The following is a 13,943-nucleotide window of genomic DNA, read 5'->3' on the forward strand; positions in this document are numbered from 1 at the left end:
CCCTCCGCACGCCCGGCGTCCCCTCCGCACGCCCGGCGTCCCCTCCCGCACGACGCGCGTCTTCCCTGGACGGGCGGTCGACGGCTCGCGGCATCGAGGCCCCCGATCCGACCGCCCCTCGGCCGCACCCGATCCGACCGCCCCCGGCCGGATCCCGGCTTCCGCCGAACTCCCCACGGAACACGCAGGTCAGGCCGTACGCTTCGGAGGAACTCACCGGCCGTACCGAAGGGGTGGGGAGTTGGCCGCACCACCTGCGGGTCCCGTCGCGGACTTCTGCGCCGAACTGAACCGCCTCGTGCGCACATGCCGTGTGTCGCAGCAGGAGATCGCCCGAGCGCTCGGCCTGAGGAGCACCAGCTCGGTCTCGGAGCTGCTCAACGGGCGACGGCGGACGCCGCCGGAGTGGGACACGGTGCGGCGGATCGTCGACCTGTGCGCCGAGCGCAACGGCACGGCACCGCCACCGCCCGGCATGAGCCTGGATGCCCGCTACTGGCGGTTCCGGCACGCGGAACTGGAGCGGACGGCCGAGACGGCTCGCGCCCAGGCCGAGCGGTGGCCCGCGCCGACGGCCCCCGCCGCCGTCCCGAAGCTCGACACGGCCGACTGCGCCGCCATGGGCGTCGAGGACGCCGTGGGTCTGCTCGCCGAGGGCCGCATGAAGTGGACGGTGGCCCTGGACACGCTGATGAACCCCCCTCTGGGCGAGCGGAACGCACAGCGTGTCCTGGACAGCCTGCTGGAACGCTTCCCGGAGCGGGTGCGCGCCGCCCATGGCCTCGCACGCGCCGCCCTGCTCCAGGCCGCGCGCGTGGCGATGGTCGCGGCGACGGTGGTGCGGCACACGTCGAACCGTGAAGAGGCCGCGCGGCTGATCCAGGACCTGACGGATGGCACGCACATGCCGTACCTGTCCCCGCTGGCGGAGTTCCGGGACGGCATCGACGCCGGCACGGCGTCGGAAATCGTCCGCGACTACCTGGGTCTGGCCACCCCGCTGGCCGCTTCGTGCCCCGAGTTCGCGCTGGTGGCGGGCGTGCCCGGCACCGCTGTGGGCGATGGTCCGGCGGGAACCGGCCTGGCCGGTCTCGCGGACCTCCTGGCGGAGTTCGCCGGCCCGGACGGACGCTCCGCGCCGGAGGGAGCACTGCTGCGCGGCCCGATCGCTTCCCTCGACTCCCCCGGTCCGCGGCTGCCCAGCCTCGCGGAGGGGTACGTCACCCCCCGCTTCCGGCCGGCCGGCCGGTCCCGCACCGCACACCCCGGAATCGCCTCCGACAAGTGGTGGGAGAAGCAGCCGGTGTACGACGGCATCGAGCGGTTCCTCGCCGCCCACCTCCTGGGTCTGCCCGCCCTGTTGGCGCCGCTCGTCGTGCTCGGCCACCCCGGCGCCGGCAAGTCACTGCTCACGAAACTGCTGACGGCCCGGCTCCCGGCCGGCGAATTCCGCCCTCTGCGGGTGGAGTTACGGCACACCCCGGCGGAGGCGGACGTGCAGGCCCAGTTGGAGCACGCGCTGAGACGGGCGAGGGGACGGGAGGTGAGCTGGCCGGACTGGTGCGAGGAGGAGTCCGGCCCGGTCCCCGTGGTCCTGCTGGACGGCTTCGACGAACTGCTCCAGGCCGGCGCCCACAGACTCGGTGCCGCGCGTCACTGGGGCTATCTGCGTGACGTCGTGGACTTCCAGAGGCGCGAGGCCCGGCTGGGCCGCCCGCTCATCGTGATCGTGACGAGCCGCACGGTGGTCGCCGACCGCGCGAACGTTCCGGGGAGCAGCCCGGTGGTGCGCCTGGAGCCCTTCGACGGCCCGGAGATCGAACGCTGGCTCAGCGTCTGGAACACCACGAACGCGGGCTACTTCGACCGGCACGGCCTCCTGCCGCTCACCCCGGAGGTCGCCCTCCCGCACCGGGACCTGGCGTCGCAGCCCCTGCTGCTGCTCATGCTGGCGCTGTACGACGCGGTCGACAACGCCCTGCACGGCGGGCGGGAGGAGAACATCAGCCGGACGCAGCTGTACGACCGGCTGCTCAAGGAGTTCGTCCGCCGCCAGGTCGAGAAGGACGGCCCGCTGCCCCCGGCCGAGGCGGCCGCCGCCGTCGAACGCGAGCTGCACCGCCTGTCGGTGATCGCCCTCTCGATGTTCCACCGCGGCGCCCAGGCCATCAACGGCGAGGATGCCGACCGGGACCTGCGGGCGCTCGGCGCGTCGCCGCCCGGCGAGGGGGACGACGGCTCGGGGCTGCTGTTCGGGCGGTTCTTCTTCGTGCACGAGGCGCAGGCCGTCGTCACGGAGGAACGGCTGCGCAGCTACGAGTTCATGCACGCGACCTTCGGCGAGCATCTGGCCGCCCGGCTGATCGAGGGGGCGCTGCGCCGGCCGGCCGACACCATGGCGGCCGACCGCCGCGCCGCCCTGGACGACGGCGAGCTGTACGCCCTGCTGTCCTTCGCCCCGCTCACCGACCGGGCGCAGCTCTGGCAGAACCTGCGGGACATGCTCGCGACCTGGCCGCAGGAGCGGTCGCGCACCGGTCTGGTGCCCGCGCTCGTCGACCTGTTCCGCGCCACCGCGTGGGACCCCGAGCACCGCACCGCCCTGGAGTACGCACCGGTCCGGCGGCGGAGGACGTACCGGGACGCGGTGTACGAGGCGAATCTGGTGCTGATCGTGGTGCTGGCGGTGGGTGAGGTGTACGCCTCGGATCTCGTCGATGCCGACAGCGGCACAGCCGCGGGCTGGCGGCGGCACGCCCTGGGGTGGAAGGGGCAGTTGTCCGTCCCGTCCTGGGCCGCGTTGTCCTCCACCCTCAACGCCGAACGCTGCTGGCGCCCCGACCCGCTGCGCCCCCAGCAGCAGAAGGCGGATCTGCGCATCACCACGCGCCGGACGCCGCTGGTCGACCATGACCTCAACTGGTCGCGGTCGTGGTCCCCGCCGGAGACCGTCAGGTCCCTGTCGCCCCGGTTGGAGGACCGGCTCTCCGACACCGGCGTCATGGAACTGATCAGGCGGGTGTCGTTCGTCGGCGACGACGACAGCGACCTTCTGCTGAACGTCGGCTACCCGGCGCTTCTCCAGTGGCCGAGCGTCACGTCCCTGTCCGTGGCCCCTCTCGACGGCCGTCTCCAGTCGGCCGCGCACCCGCTCGGCGCCCTGCAGACACGCCATGTGTACGCCCCGACGGTGCTGCCCGACCTGTACGCCGAGTGCCTGGAGCACGCCACCGCGCTGCCGAGGGACGAACGCGCCGCCTATGCGGAAGCGGTACTGCGTCATCTGGTCCACGACGTGCCCGCCCTGCCCGACGAGGCTCTCGCGTCCGTCCTGTCCCACCTGGGCCAGGCGCTGATCAACGGCGACGTGCCCCTCACCCAGGCGGTGGAGCGGCCGCTCCTGGACTGCCTGCGGCACGCCCTGGACCGGGGAAGCCCGCGGCTGGACGCCCCGCTGCACTCCCTCCGCGCGGTCCTCATCAGGGACGACGACCCCGCGAACGAACGCGACACCCCCCTGAGGGACCTGCTGCGGACGACCCACCTGGCCCACTCCACCAGCACCTGGAAGTGGTCGGGCTCCCTGCGCGGCAAGGCCGCCGCCCGCCACCTCGACGACCTGCTCGGGCGACTGGACCCGGCCACGGTCGCCGCCACCCGCCCCTCCGTCCTGATCGACCTCCTCCGCCTCGCGGCGGAACTCGGTCTCGACGACTGGCTGGCCGCCCGCACCGGCGAGATCCTCGCCGCGCTCCCCGCCGAGGCCTTCGGCCTGCTCCGCCCCTCCGACCTGCCCCACCTGCGCGCGGCCCTGCCGAACGGCGGGTACGACGCGCGGTTCGAGGAGGTGGAGTGGACCTGGCGCGGCCCGGAACCGTCGTCGCTCTGAGGCGATCGCAGGAGCGATCACCAACGCGAATCACCGAGGCGAATCACCGAGCCGGGGCAGGAAAAGGACCTACGAGACGGGTTCCCTTCGCCGGTATTACCCGGATCAGGTACTGGGGGTCGCCTTCCGGCCCGACCACTGCCTTCCAGCCTCTCAGCCCGACCGTCGACGTCGGCTACCGGCGGATGCCGTGGTCTTGCCACGGCGTCTCGCCGAAGTCGGCTACTCCGGTCGAACTCCCTCACTCGTCCCGTAGGCCAATACCAGAATAGAACCTCTCCAGCCGGATGGAACCCCCCAAAGCGGAAATTTTTCGCGAATCCGGCGGAGCCGACGGTGGCTGTCCCACCGCCACCAGCCCACTCCAGCTCCGCCCGGCCGACGTCTCCCCCGCCCACCGCTCCAGCAGGCGCCGCGCCTCGTCCTCCGGTGCGGCCAGGGAGATCCGCCGGGCGCCGGCGTGCGCGGTCCGTCGTGCACGACGATCTCGCCGAACCGCCGTCCGCCGGTCACGGGCACGCTCGTCACCCGCCCGCGCGTCGGGCACAGCCGGTCGATCCACACGACCTCGCGCTCACCGCCGGCGTCGAGGCGCACGCAGGCGGCTCCGAGCCGGGCCGTGCGCTCGCCCTCGCCCGGCGGAAGCGCGATGCCGAAGCCGGCCCAGGCGTCACGGGCCGTCGCCCGGTCGCGCTGGACGGTGGCGGCGATGCCGAGGTTCCGGAAGGCCGGGTCGCTCTGGCCGCGCGGGGCCCGGGCGGCGGCCGACCGCCCCGGTCTCAGGCCTTCGCCCGGTTCCGCAGGAACGTGTGGGCGAGGGCCGCGTCGTACCACCGGTCGGCGCTGCGCTCCCCGTCCGGGAAGTGTGCGAGCACCCGCTCGAAGTGTTCGGCCCCGGCGGGCCACTCCTCCGCGTCCCAGGCCTCGTACGCCTGCTTGATCACCTGGTCGGCCTCGGACTCGTGCACGTCGCTCCCGCCTCGGCCGGCCGTTCGGCAGCCGCAGGAGCGTAAGCCCCTACTCCTCCGGCGGGAACACCGCCTCCCCGCTCCCCACCAGCGTGATCACGATCGCCTCGACCGGGCAGCTCTCCGCCGCCGCCAGCACCCGCTCGTTCGCGTCCGTGTCCGGGTCCAGCGGGCGGGACTGGCGGGCCGGGTCCAGGCGGAACCCGTCCGGTGCGTGGTGGACGCACTGGGCGGAGCCGATGCACAGGGAGCGGTCGACCTCGACGTGCCAGCGGTCGCCCACGGCGTCGGTCACCCCTCCCAGCCGGCCGGCAGGTGGATCATCTTGTGCTCGAGGTACTCGCCGTAGCCCTCGGGGCCGAACTCCCGTCCCAGACCGGAGTTCTTGTAGCCGCCGAACGGGCCGAGCATGTCGAGGCTGAAGGTGTTGACCGAGTAGGTGCCGGTGCGGACCTGGCGGGCGACCTCGATGCCGTGCTCGACGTCCGCCGTCCACACGCTGCCGCTGAGCCCGTAGTCGGAGTCGTTGGCGATCTTCAGGGCCTCGGACTCGTCGCCGTAGGGGAGGAGGCAGATCACCGGGCCGAAGATCTCCTCGCGGGCGATCCGCATGGAGTTGTCGACGTCTCCGAAGAGGGTCGGCTCGACGTACCAGCCGCGTTCCAGGCCCGGCGGGCGGCCGCCGCCGGTGAGGATCTTCGCGCCCTCCTCCTGGCCGATGCGGATGTAGTCGAGGTTGCGCCGCTGCTGGCGCCGCGCGACGAGCGGGCCGACCTGGGTCGCCGGGTCGAGCGGGTCGCCGACGACCAGCGCGCTCGCCGCCGCCGCGAAGGCGTCCGCGAACTCGTCGTAGCGGGAGCGGGGCAGCAGGATGCGGGTCTGGGCGACGCAGGCCTGCCCGTTGTTCATCCAGGCCGCCGGGACGATCCCGGCCACCGCCGTCCCGACGTCCGCGTCCGGCAGGACGACCGCCGCCGACTTGCCGCCCAGTTCCAGGGTGACGCGGGTGAGGTTGCGGGCGGCGACCTCCATCACGCGCTTGCCGGCCGCCACCGATCCGGTGAAGGAGACCTTGTCGACGCCGGGATGGCCGACCAGGTACTCGCTGACCTCGCGGTCCGCCGGGAGGATCGACAGCACGCCCCGCGGCAGGCCGGCCTCCCGCGCGATGTCCGCCAGGATGTACGCGTCCAGCGGCGACTCCGGCGACGGCTTCAGCACCACCGTGCAGCCGGTGAGCAGCGCCGGCGCCAGCTTGGCGGCGGCCACGAACTGCGGGACGTTCCAGGGAGCCACGGCGGCCACGACCCCGACCGGCTCGCGCCGCACGAGGATCTTCCCCAGGACGCCGTCACGGCGCTCCTCGTGGGGGAAGTCCCGGGCGACCGTGATCGCCGCGTCCCACACCATCATCGCGCCGAGCGCCTGCGCGAGGACGCTCCAGGAGTAGGGGGAGCCGTTCTCGGAGGAGATCACCCGGGCGATCTCCTCGTGGCGGGCGGCGATCCCGTCCTTGATCCGGGTGACGACCGCGATCCGCTCGTCGAGGGACAGCCGGGGCCAGGGCCCTTCGTCGAAGGCGCGGCGGGCGGCGGCGACCGCCCGGTCCACGTCCGCCGGCGAGGCGTGCGGCACGCGTCCGACGACCTCCTCGGTGTGCGGGGAGACGACCTCGATGACGTCCTTGCCCAGGGGGTCGGTCAACTCCCCGCCGATGAACAGCTGTCCGTGTTCCACGAGCTCGGTCATGGCGTCCGCCTCCGAGAGGGCCCAGGCCCATTGGGCCCTGGTTTCTGACGGTGTTTCAGAAACTGATACCAGTTCTCGTTATAGTGGGCAATGGCCGTGGGACGGAGGGCGGATGACGAGCAGCCTGGACGGGGAGCCCCTGACCCCGGCGACGTACGACCACGGCGCGGGCGTGCGCTCGCTCCGCGTCCCCATCCCGGACAACCCCCTCGGGCACACTCTCGTCTACGTCGTCGATACCGACCGGGGACCGGTCCTCGTCGACACCGGCTGGGACGACCCCGCCTCCTGGGACGCCCTCACCGCCGGGCTGACCGCCTGCGGCACCTCGGTCACCGAGCTGTACGGCGTCGTCATCACCCACCACCACCCCGACCACCACGGCCTGTCGGGCACGGTGCGGGAGGCCTCCGGGGCGTGGGTGGCGATGCACGCGGCGGACGGCGCGATCGTCCGGCGGGCCCGTGCGACCCGGCCCGAGCGCTGGTACACGTACATGGCGGACAAGCTGGTGGCCGCCGGCGCCCCCGAGGCGCACGTGGCGCCGCTGCGCACGGCGCGCCGCCGTACCCTGCCCGGCCTCTCCCCCGCCCTGCCCGACCGGGAGATCGTCCCGGGCGAACTCCTCGACCTCCCCGGCCGCCGCCTGCGCGCGATCTGGACCCCGGGGCACACGCCGGGCCATGTCTGCCTGCACCTGGAGGAGGACCACCCGGCCGGGCTGCCGGGCCGGGGCCGGCTGTTCTCCGGCGACCACCTCCTCCCCGGGATCACCCCGCACATCGGCCTGTACGAGGACCCCGACGACGCCACCGTCACCGACCCCCTCGGCGACTACCTCGACTCCCTGGAACGCGTCGGCCGCCTCGCCCCCGCCGAGATCCTCCCCGCCCACCAGTACGCCTTCACCGACGGCCCGTCCCGCGTGCGGGAGTTGCTCGCCCACCACGAGGACCGCCTCACCGGCCTCCTCACCCTCCTCACCGAGCCCCTCACCCCCTGGCAGCTCGCCGAACGCATGGAGTGGAACCGGCCCTGGGAGCAGATCCCGTACGGCTCGAGGACCATCGCCGTCTCGGAGGCCGAGGCGCACCTGCGGCGGCTGGTGAAACGGGGGCGGGCGGAGGCGGTGGCGGGGAGCGAGCCGGTGAGGTACGTGGCGGTGTGAGCGGTACGGGCGGCGACCGACGTTCGTGGCGGCTCGACGGGTACGACGACCGGGGCGAGGACCACCGCGGCTGGAAACCACCCGGGCGCTCCCCGGGCCCCGGACACCTCTCAGGGCTTTCCCTACGGGCGAGTAGAGTGGCCAGGTCGTATCACACCCGTACGGGGGGAAGCCGGTGCAAATCCGGCGCTGACCCGCAACCGTGAGCCACGCCGAGTGGCCAGCCGGACCGCCCCGGACGGACCGTGACCGGCTCACGTGCGCCGGCAGCCCGCCGTCGCACGGCACCGTCGAGGTTTACGGAGCCGAGCCGCCGGGGTGTCCCGTGCTGCCCGGCTCCCTGACAGGGAGAGGCACCCGCCGATCATGAACGTCCGTCGCAGCGCCGCGGCCCTGGCCGCCACCGCAGTGATCGGCGCCGCCACGCCCGCCGTGGCCGCGTCCCCGTCGCCGACTCCCTCGGTGGCGGTCCCGTCCGGCCTGTACGGCGGCACCGACCCGACGTACGACGGCGTCTGGCGCCAGTCGCTCGCGCTGCTCGCACAGGACACGGTGGGTGTGAAGCCGGCCGGCGAGGCCGTGGACTGGCTCACCGGACAGCAGTGCGCGAACGGCGCCTTCGCCGCCTTCCGCGCCGATCCGGCCACGGCCTGTGACGCCAAGCTCATGGTCGACACCAACAGCACGGCCGCCGCCGTTCAGGCCCTCGCGGCCCTCGGCGGCCACGAGGCCGCGGCGAAGAAGGCCGTCACCTGGCTGAAGTCCGTCCAGAACGCGGACGGCGGCTGGGGATACGCCCCCGGCGGCGCCAGCGACACGAACTCGACGTCCGTCGTCGTCGGGGCGCTGGTGGCGGCCGGCGAGAAGCCCGCGGAGGTCCGCAAGGGCGAGCAGTCGCCGTACGACGCCCTGGTGAAGCTCGCCCTTCCCTGCACCGGTGCCGGCGCGGGCGCCTTCGCCCACCAGCCCGACGAGAAGGGCGCGGTGGCGGCCGACGCGGACGCGACGGCCGCGGGTGTGCTCGGTGCGCTCGGCAAGGGCCTGGCGCCCGGGGCCGGGACGAAGACGGACGCCGCCACCTGTGCCGACGCCGGGTATCCGACCCCGCAGCAGGCCGCGGCCAACGGCGCCGCGTACCTGGCGAAGGCCGTCGCGAAGGACGGGTACCTGACGTCGGTGCTCCCCGGCGCGGAGGACCAGCCGGACCACGGCAACACCGCCGACGCGGTCGTGGCACTCGCCGCGCAGGGCGGCGCCGAGCGGGCCCGGCAGCCGTTGACGTGGCTCGAGCGGAACTCCGCCGCCTGGGCGAAGCGGAGCGGCCCGGCCGCCTACGCCCAGCTGATCTTCGCGGCCCACGCGACGGGGACGGACCCGCGCGCGTTCGGTGGCACGGACCTGGTGGCGGCCCTGAACGCGACGGGACCGACGCCGGAGACGACCGGGAAGCCGACCGGCGAGGCGACCACGGAGCCGTCGGACGACGACTCCGTCAAGGGCGACTCCGACGACGGCTACGGCACCTGGTGGACCATCGGCGTCTTCCTCGTCGCCGGCATCGGCATCGGCTTCCTGATCAGCGGCCGCCGGAAGCAGCAGCCGTGACCCCGATACGCCGCGCCGCCGCCCTGGTCCTCGCCTCGCTGCTGCTGATCCTGGCCGGCCCCGGCCAGGCCCGGGCCGCCGGCTACCGCTACTGGTCCTTCTGGGAGCGCGAGGGCGACCGCTGGATCTACGCCACCGAGGGCCCCGCCACGTCCCGCCCCGCCGACGGCACCGTCCAGGGCTTCCGCTTCGCGGTCGGCGAGAACTCCCAGGACGCGTCCCGGCCGCGCGGCATGACGTCCTTCGCGGTGATCTGCGCGAGGACGCCGGCGCGGGAGGGGGCGAAGCGGGTGGCGCTGGTCCTCGACTTCGGCACGAAGGCGGACGCGCCCGCCGGGGAGACCCCGCCGGCCTCCCGCGCGGCCTGCGCCCGGGTCCCCGGGGACGCGACGACGGCCGAGGCCCTGGCCTCGGTGGCCAAGCCCCTCCGCTACGACACGAACGCCCTGCTGTGCGCGATCGCGGGCTACCCGAAGACGGGCTGCGGGGAGCAGGTGGCCCCGGGACAGAAGCCGACGGCGACCACGGAGGAAGGCGAGGACGGCGGCCCGTCGGTGGGCGTGTACGCGGGCGGCGCCCTGATCGCGGCCCTGGCAGCGGCAGCGGTGTGGCAGGCGCGGCGGCGCGGGAATGGCTGACGGTTCCCGTCACAAAACGCTGCACCCGGGTGCCTGGTGGCTCTGGTCCCTCGCCCTCGGCACCGCCGCCACCCGCACCACCAACCCCCTCCTCCTCGCGCTCCTGCTCACCACCTCCGCGTACGTGGTCGTCACCTGCCGCCCGGACACCCCCTGGTCCCGCTCCTACTCCGCCTTCCTCCACCTCGCCCTGGCCGTCCTCCTCATCCGCCTCCTCTTCGTCGTGGCCCTCGGCTCGCCCGTCCCCGGCACCCACGTGATCGTCACCCTCCCCGAATTCCCCCTCCCCGCCTGGGCACAGGGCATCCGGCTCGGCGGCAGGGTCACCGCCGAGGGCGTCCTCTTCGCGCTGTACGACGGTCTGCGCCTCGCCACGCTCCTGGTGTGCGTCGGCGCGGCCAACGCCCTCGCCAGCCCCTCCCGCCTGCTGAAGTCCCTCCCCGGCGCCCTGTACGAGGCCGGAGTCGCCGTCGTCGTGGCCCTCACCTTCGCCCCGCACCTCATCGCCGACGTCCAACGCCTGCGCGCCGCCCGCCGTCTCCGCGGCCGCCCCGACAGGGGCCTGCGCGGTCTCCTCCAGGTAGCTCTGCCGGTCCTCGAAGGCGCCCTGGAACGCTCCGTCGCCCTCGCCGCGTCGATGGACGCCCGCGGCTACGGCCGTACCGCCGACGTCCCGGCCCCCGTCCGCCGTACGACCGCCGCCCTCACCCTGGGCGGTCTGCTCGGCGTCTGCGCGGGGACGTACGGCCTGCTCACGGCGGCCGGCGGCAGCTACGGCGTCCCGGTGCTCCTCGCCGGGCTCACCGCGGCCCTCGCCGGACTCCACCTCGGCGGCCGCCGCTCGCCCCGCACCCGCTACCGCCCCGACCGCTGGACGCCGCGCACCTGCCTGGTCGCCGCGTCCGGCACGGCGGTCGCCGCCCTCTTCGTACTCGCCGCCGCCGCGGACCCCACGGCCCTCCACCCCACCGTGCTCCCCCTCACCGCGCCCACCCTCCCCCTCTGGCCCGCGGCGGCGATCCTGCCGGGCCTCCTGCCCGCCTTCCTGGCCCCCGCGAGCCGCAAGGAGCCGTGAACCGTCGTGATCCGCTTCGAGAACGTCTCCGTGACCTACGACGGCGCCCCGCAACCGACCGTCCGGGGCGCCGACTTCACCGTCCCCGAGGGTGAACTCGTGCTGCTCGCGGGCCCGTCCGGCGTCGGCAAGTCGACGCTGCTGGGCACCGTCGGGGGCCTCGTCCCGCACTTCACCGGCGGCACCCTGCGCGGCCGCGTCACGGTCGCCGGCCGCGACACCCGCACCCACAAGCCCCGTGACCTCGCCGACGTCGTGGGCACGGTGGGCCAGGACCCTCTCTCCCACTTCGTCACCGACACGGTCGAGGAGGAACTCGCCTACGGCATGGAGTCGTTGGGCCTGCCGCCGGCCGTGATGCGCCGCCGCGTCGAGGAGATCCTCGACCTCCTGGGTTTGGCCGGGCTCCGCGACCGCCCCCTCGCCACCCTCTCCGGCGGCCAGCAGCAGCGCGTCGCGATCGGCTCGGTCCTCACCCCGCACCCGTCCGTCCTCGTCCTGGACGAGCCGACCTCCGCCCTCGACCCGGCGGCCGCCGAGGAGGTCCTCGCCGTCCTCCTGCGGCTCGTCCACGACCTCGGGACGACGGTGCTGCTCGCGGAACACCGCCTGGAACGCGTCCTTCAGTACGCCGACCGGGTCGCCCTCCTGCCCGCCCCCGGCGCGGCGCCGGTGCTGGGCACCCCGGCCGAGGTCATGGCCGTGTCCCCGGTGTACCCGCCGGTGGTGGCCCTGGGCCGTCTGGCGGGCTGGTCGCCACTGCCGCTGACCGTCCGGGACGCCCGGCGACGGGCGGGTGACCTGCGCGAACGCCTGGCCGGCAGGGAGCCGGACCGACGCCGGGACCACCCTCTGCCACCGGCCGCCGAGCCGCCCGCGCCCCGTACCCCGGCGCTCCGCCGCCGACGCCGACGCCCGGCGGTCTCCCCGACCACCCCCGCACCGCCCGCCGAAGTCCACGGCCTCGCCGTCCGCCGCGCCCGCGTCCAGGCCCTCCGCCACGTCGACCTCACCGTCGCCCCCGGCGAGACCATCGCCCTCATGGGCCGCAACGGCGCCGGCAAGTCCACCCTCCTCAGCACCCTGGTCGGCCTGGTCGAACCGTCCGCCGGGACGGTCCGCGTCGGCGGCGCGATCCCGCACCGCACCCCGCCCCGCGACCTGGTCCGCCGCGTCGGCCTGGTCCCGCAGGAACCCCGCGACCTCCTCTACGCCGACACGGTCGCCGCCGAGTGCGCGGCGGCCGACCGGGACGCGCAGGCCGCCCCGGGCACCTGCCGTGCCCTGGTCACCGACCTGCTCCCCGGCATAACGGACGACACCCACCCCCGCGACCTCTCCGAGGGTCAGCGACTGACGCTCGCGCTGGCCGTCGTCCTCACCGCCCGCCCGCCCCTGCTCCTCCTCGACGAGCCGACCCGGGGCCTGGACTACGCGGCGAAGTCCCGCCTGGTCGCCGTGCTGCGCGAACTGGCCGCCGCCGGTCACGCGATCGTGCTCGCCACGCACGACGTGGAGCTGGCCGCCGAGCTGGCGCACCGGGTCGTGCTGCTGGCCGACGGGGAGGTGATCGCGGACGGCCCGACGGCGGAGGTGGTCGTCTCCTCCCCGTCCTTCGCCCCGCAGGTGACGAAGATCCTCGCCCCGCGGGAGTGGCTCACGGTGGCGCAGGTGAGGGAGGCGCTGACATGACAGCCCGAGAACGGCAGGCCGCCGCCGCGCAGCGGCAGGCGCGGGCCGTCCGCCTGGGCCCCCGCTCCCTCGCCGCCCTCGGCCTGGCCAGCGCGGTGGGAGTGGCCGCCGTCACCTGGCCCTTCCTCGCTCCCCCCGCCTCCACCGTGAACGCCCACGCCCAGGACGCCCCCTGGTTCTTCGCGGGCCTGCTGGTTCTCCTGGTCGCGGTCGTGACGGCGGCGATCTCCGAGTCGGGGCTCGGCGCCAAGGCGGTGGCGATGCTGGGGGTGCTGGCGGCGACCGGGGCCGCCCTGCGCCCCCTCGGAGCGGGAACCGCCGGGGTGGAGCCGATGTTCTTCCTGATGGTGCTGAGCGGCAGGGTGCTCGGCCCCGGCTTCGGCTTCGTCCTCGGCTCGCTCACGATGTTCGCGTCCGCGCTGCTCACGGGCGGGGTGGGTCCCTGGTTGCCGTTCCAGATGCTGTCGATGGGCTGGTTCACGATGGGCGCGGGCCTGCTGCCGGGCGCCGACCGCCTCCGCGGCCGTACCGAACTGGCCCTCCTCGCCGTCTACGGCTTCCTGGCCGCCTTCGCCTACGGCACGGTGATGAACATGGCCGGCTGGCCGTTCATGGGCGAGCTGGCCTCGCGCATCGCCTTCGACCCGGACGGCACGGTCCCCGCGAACCTGGCCCGCTTCGTCGCGTACTGCGTCACGACGTCCCTCGGCTGGGACCTGGGCCGGGCCGTCGTCACCGTCGTCCTCACCCTCGCCCTGGGCCCGGCGGTCCTGCGCGCGCTGCGCCGTGCCACGCGGCGGGCGGCTTTCGAGGCGCCCGTCACATTCGAGGCGCCGAGGCCGTGAGCGCTCGTGCGCGCGGCGTGAGACCACCGCCTGCGAACGGTGAACCACCCCACATGACGCGGATCACCTACGATCCGGCCTAGTGGGGCATTTCGGACGCCATGTACACGTAAATATGGCCGCTGACCTGGGCATTGAGAGCCAGGTCACACAAACGACCTTTCACTCACATGCGGCCACAACTAGTAAAAGGGGTCATTGCGGACAGCTCCCGGGCCTGCTTCTCTGGATGACGTCGCACGGCGCCGACGTGCCCCACGGGCCTCGGCGCCGACGCATGCAGCCACCCACCGCACCTCACGCGGCGCGGCCAC

Annotated in this window: 10 protein-coding genes and 2 riboswitches; of the genes, 7 read left to right on the forward strand and 3 right to left on the reverse strand. The window is 74.3% G+C overall.

The window, feature by feature from the left end:
• The first annotated feature begins 241 nt into the window (after positions 1–241).
• On the forward strand, positions 242–3,889 hold the full coding sequence (locus tag ACF1A1_RS03085) for an NACHT domain-containing protein (RefSeq protein WP_391644832.1): 3,648 nt from the start codon (positions 242–244) through the stop codon (positions 3,887–3,889).
• 65 nt (positions 3,890–3,954) lie between these two features.
• Positions 3,955–4,142, reverse strand: a riboswitch (TPP riboswitch).
• A 526-nt stretch (positions 4,143–4,668) separates the two neighbouring features.
• Here ACF1A1_RS03085 and ACF1A1_RS03090 read toward each other — a convergent pair.
• The 3 genes from ACF1A1_RS03090 to ACF1A1_RS03100 are packed head-to-tail and all read right to left on the reverse strand — an operon-like array spanning position 4,669 to position 6,606.
• Positions 4,669–4,857, reverse strand: coding sequence for a hypothetical protein (locus ACF1A1_RS03090; RefSeq protein ID WP_391644834.1), 189 nt, complete (start codon positions 4,855–4,857; stop codon positions 4,669–4,671).
• A 49-nt stretch (positions 4,858–4,906) separates the two neighbouring features.
• Entirely contained in the window at positions 4,907–5,140 is a 234-nt protein-coding gene (locus ACF1A1_RS03095) for a ferredoxin (protein ID WP_391645318.1), read from the reverse strand.
• Between the two features lie 8 nt (positions 5,141–5,148).
• Complete coding sequence (locus tag ACF1A1_RS03100) at positions 5,149–6,606, reverse strand: aldehyde dehydrogenase (RefSeq protein ID WP_391644836.1); 1,458 nt, start codon at positions 6,604–6,606, stop codon at positions 5,149–5,151.
• Positions 6,607–6,718: 112 nt separating this feature from the next.
• Between ACF1A1_RS03100 and ACF1A1_RS03105 the strand changes: the two genes are divergently transcribed.
• From ACF1A1_RS03105 to ACF1A1_RS03130, 6 genes are all read left to right on the forward strand, one after another.
• On the forward strand, positions 6,719–7,774 hold the full coding sequence (locus ACF1A1_RS03105; RefSeq protein ID WP_391644838.1) for an MBL fold metallo-hydrolase: 1,056 nt from the start codon (positions 6,719–6,721) through the stop codon (positions 7,772–7,774).
• Positions 7,775–7,940: 166 nt separating this feature from the next.
• Positions 7,941–8,005: riboswitch (cobalamin riboswitch) on the forward strand.
• A 135-nt stretch (positions 8,006–8,140) separates the two neighbouring features.
• Positions 8,141–9,379, forward strand: a complete 1,239-nt coding sequence (locus ACF1A1_RS03110; RefSeq protein WP_391644840.1) for a prenyltransferase/squalene oxidase repeat-containing protein — start codon at positions 8,141–8,143, stop codon at positions 9,377–9,379.
• Complete coding sequence (locus ACF1A1_RS03115; RefSeq protein ID WP_391644842.1) at positions 9,376–10,017, forward strand: SCO2322 family protein; 642 nt, start codon at positions 9,376–9,378, stop codon at positions 10,015–10,017. The genes ACF1A1_RS03110 and ACF1A1_RS03115 overlap by 4 nt, the downstream gene beginning before the upstream one ends.
• Entirely contained in the window at positions 10,010–11,092 is a 1,083-nt protein-coding gene (locus tag ACF1A1_RS03120; protein ID WP_391644844.1) for an energy-coupling factor transporter transmembrane component T, read from the forward strand. The genes ACF1A1_RS03115 and ACF1A1_RS03120 overlap by 8 nt, the downstream gene beginning before the upstream one ends.
• A gap of 6 nt (positions 11,093–11,098) precedes the next feature.
• Entirely contained in the window at positions 11,099–12,784 is a 1,686-nt protein-coding gene (locus ACF1A1_RS03125) for an ABC transporter ATP-binding protein (RefSeq protein ID WP_391644846.1), read from the forward strand.
• Positions 12,781–13,629 (forward strand): ECF transporter S component, encoded by an 849-nt coding sequence (locus ACF1A1_RS03130; protein ID WP_391644848.1) that lies wholly within the window; start codon positions 12,781–12,783, stop codon positions 13,627–13,629. Before ACF1A1_RS03125 ends, ACF1A1_RS03130 begins: the two co-directional genes overlap by 4 nt.
• Positions 13,630–13,943 lie beyond the last annotated feature (314 nt).

The organism is Streptomyces sp. NPDC014995, from assembly GCF_043080745.1.
GTDB lineage: Bacteria > Actinomycetota > Actinomycetes > Streptomycetales > Streptomycetaceae > Streptomyces.

Bases quoted from the DNA above. Each gene is read 5' to 3' on its own strand.
- ACF1A1_RS03100 (WP_391644836.1), bottom strand. From the start codon at position 6,606: ATGACCGAGCTCGTGGAACACGGACAGCTGTTCATCGGCGGGGAGTTG.
- ACF1A1_RS03120 (WP_391644844.1), top strand. From the start codon at position 10,010: ATGGCTGACGGTTCCCGTCACAAAACGCTGCACCCGGGTGCCTGGTGG.
- ACF1A1_RS03130 (WP_391644848.1), top strand. From the start codon at position 12,781: ATGACAGCCCGAGAACGGCAGGCCGCCGCCGCGCAGCGGCAGGCGCGG.
- ACF1A1_RS03110 (WP_391644840.1), top strand. From the start codon at position 8,141: ATGAACGTCCGTCGCAGCGCCGCGGCCCTGGCCGCCACCGCAGTGATC.
- ACF1A1_RS03105 (WP_391644838.1), top strand. From the start codon at position 6,719: ATGACGAGCAGCCTGGACGGGGAGCCCCTGACCCCGGCGACGTACGAC.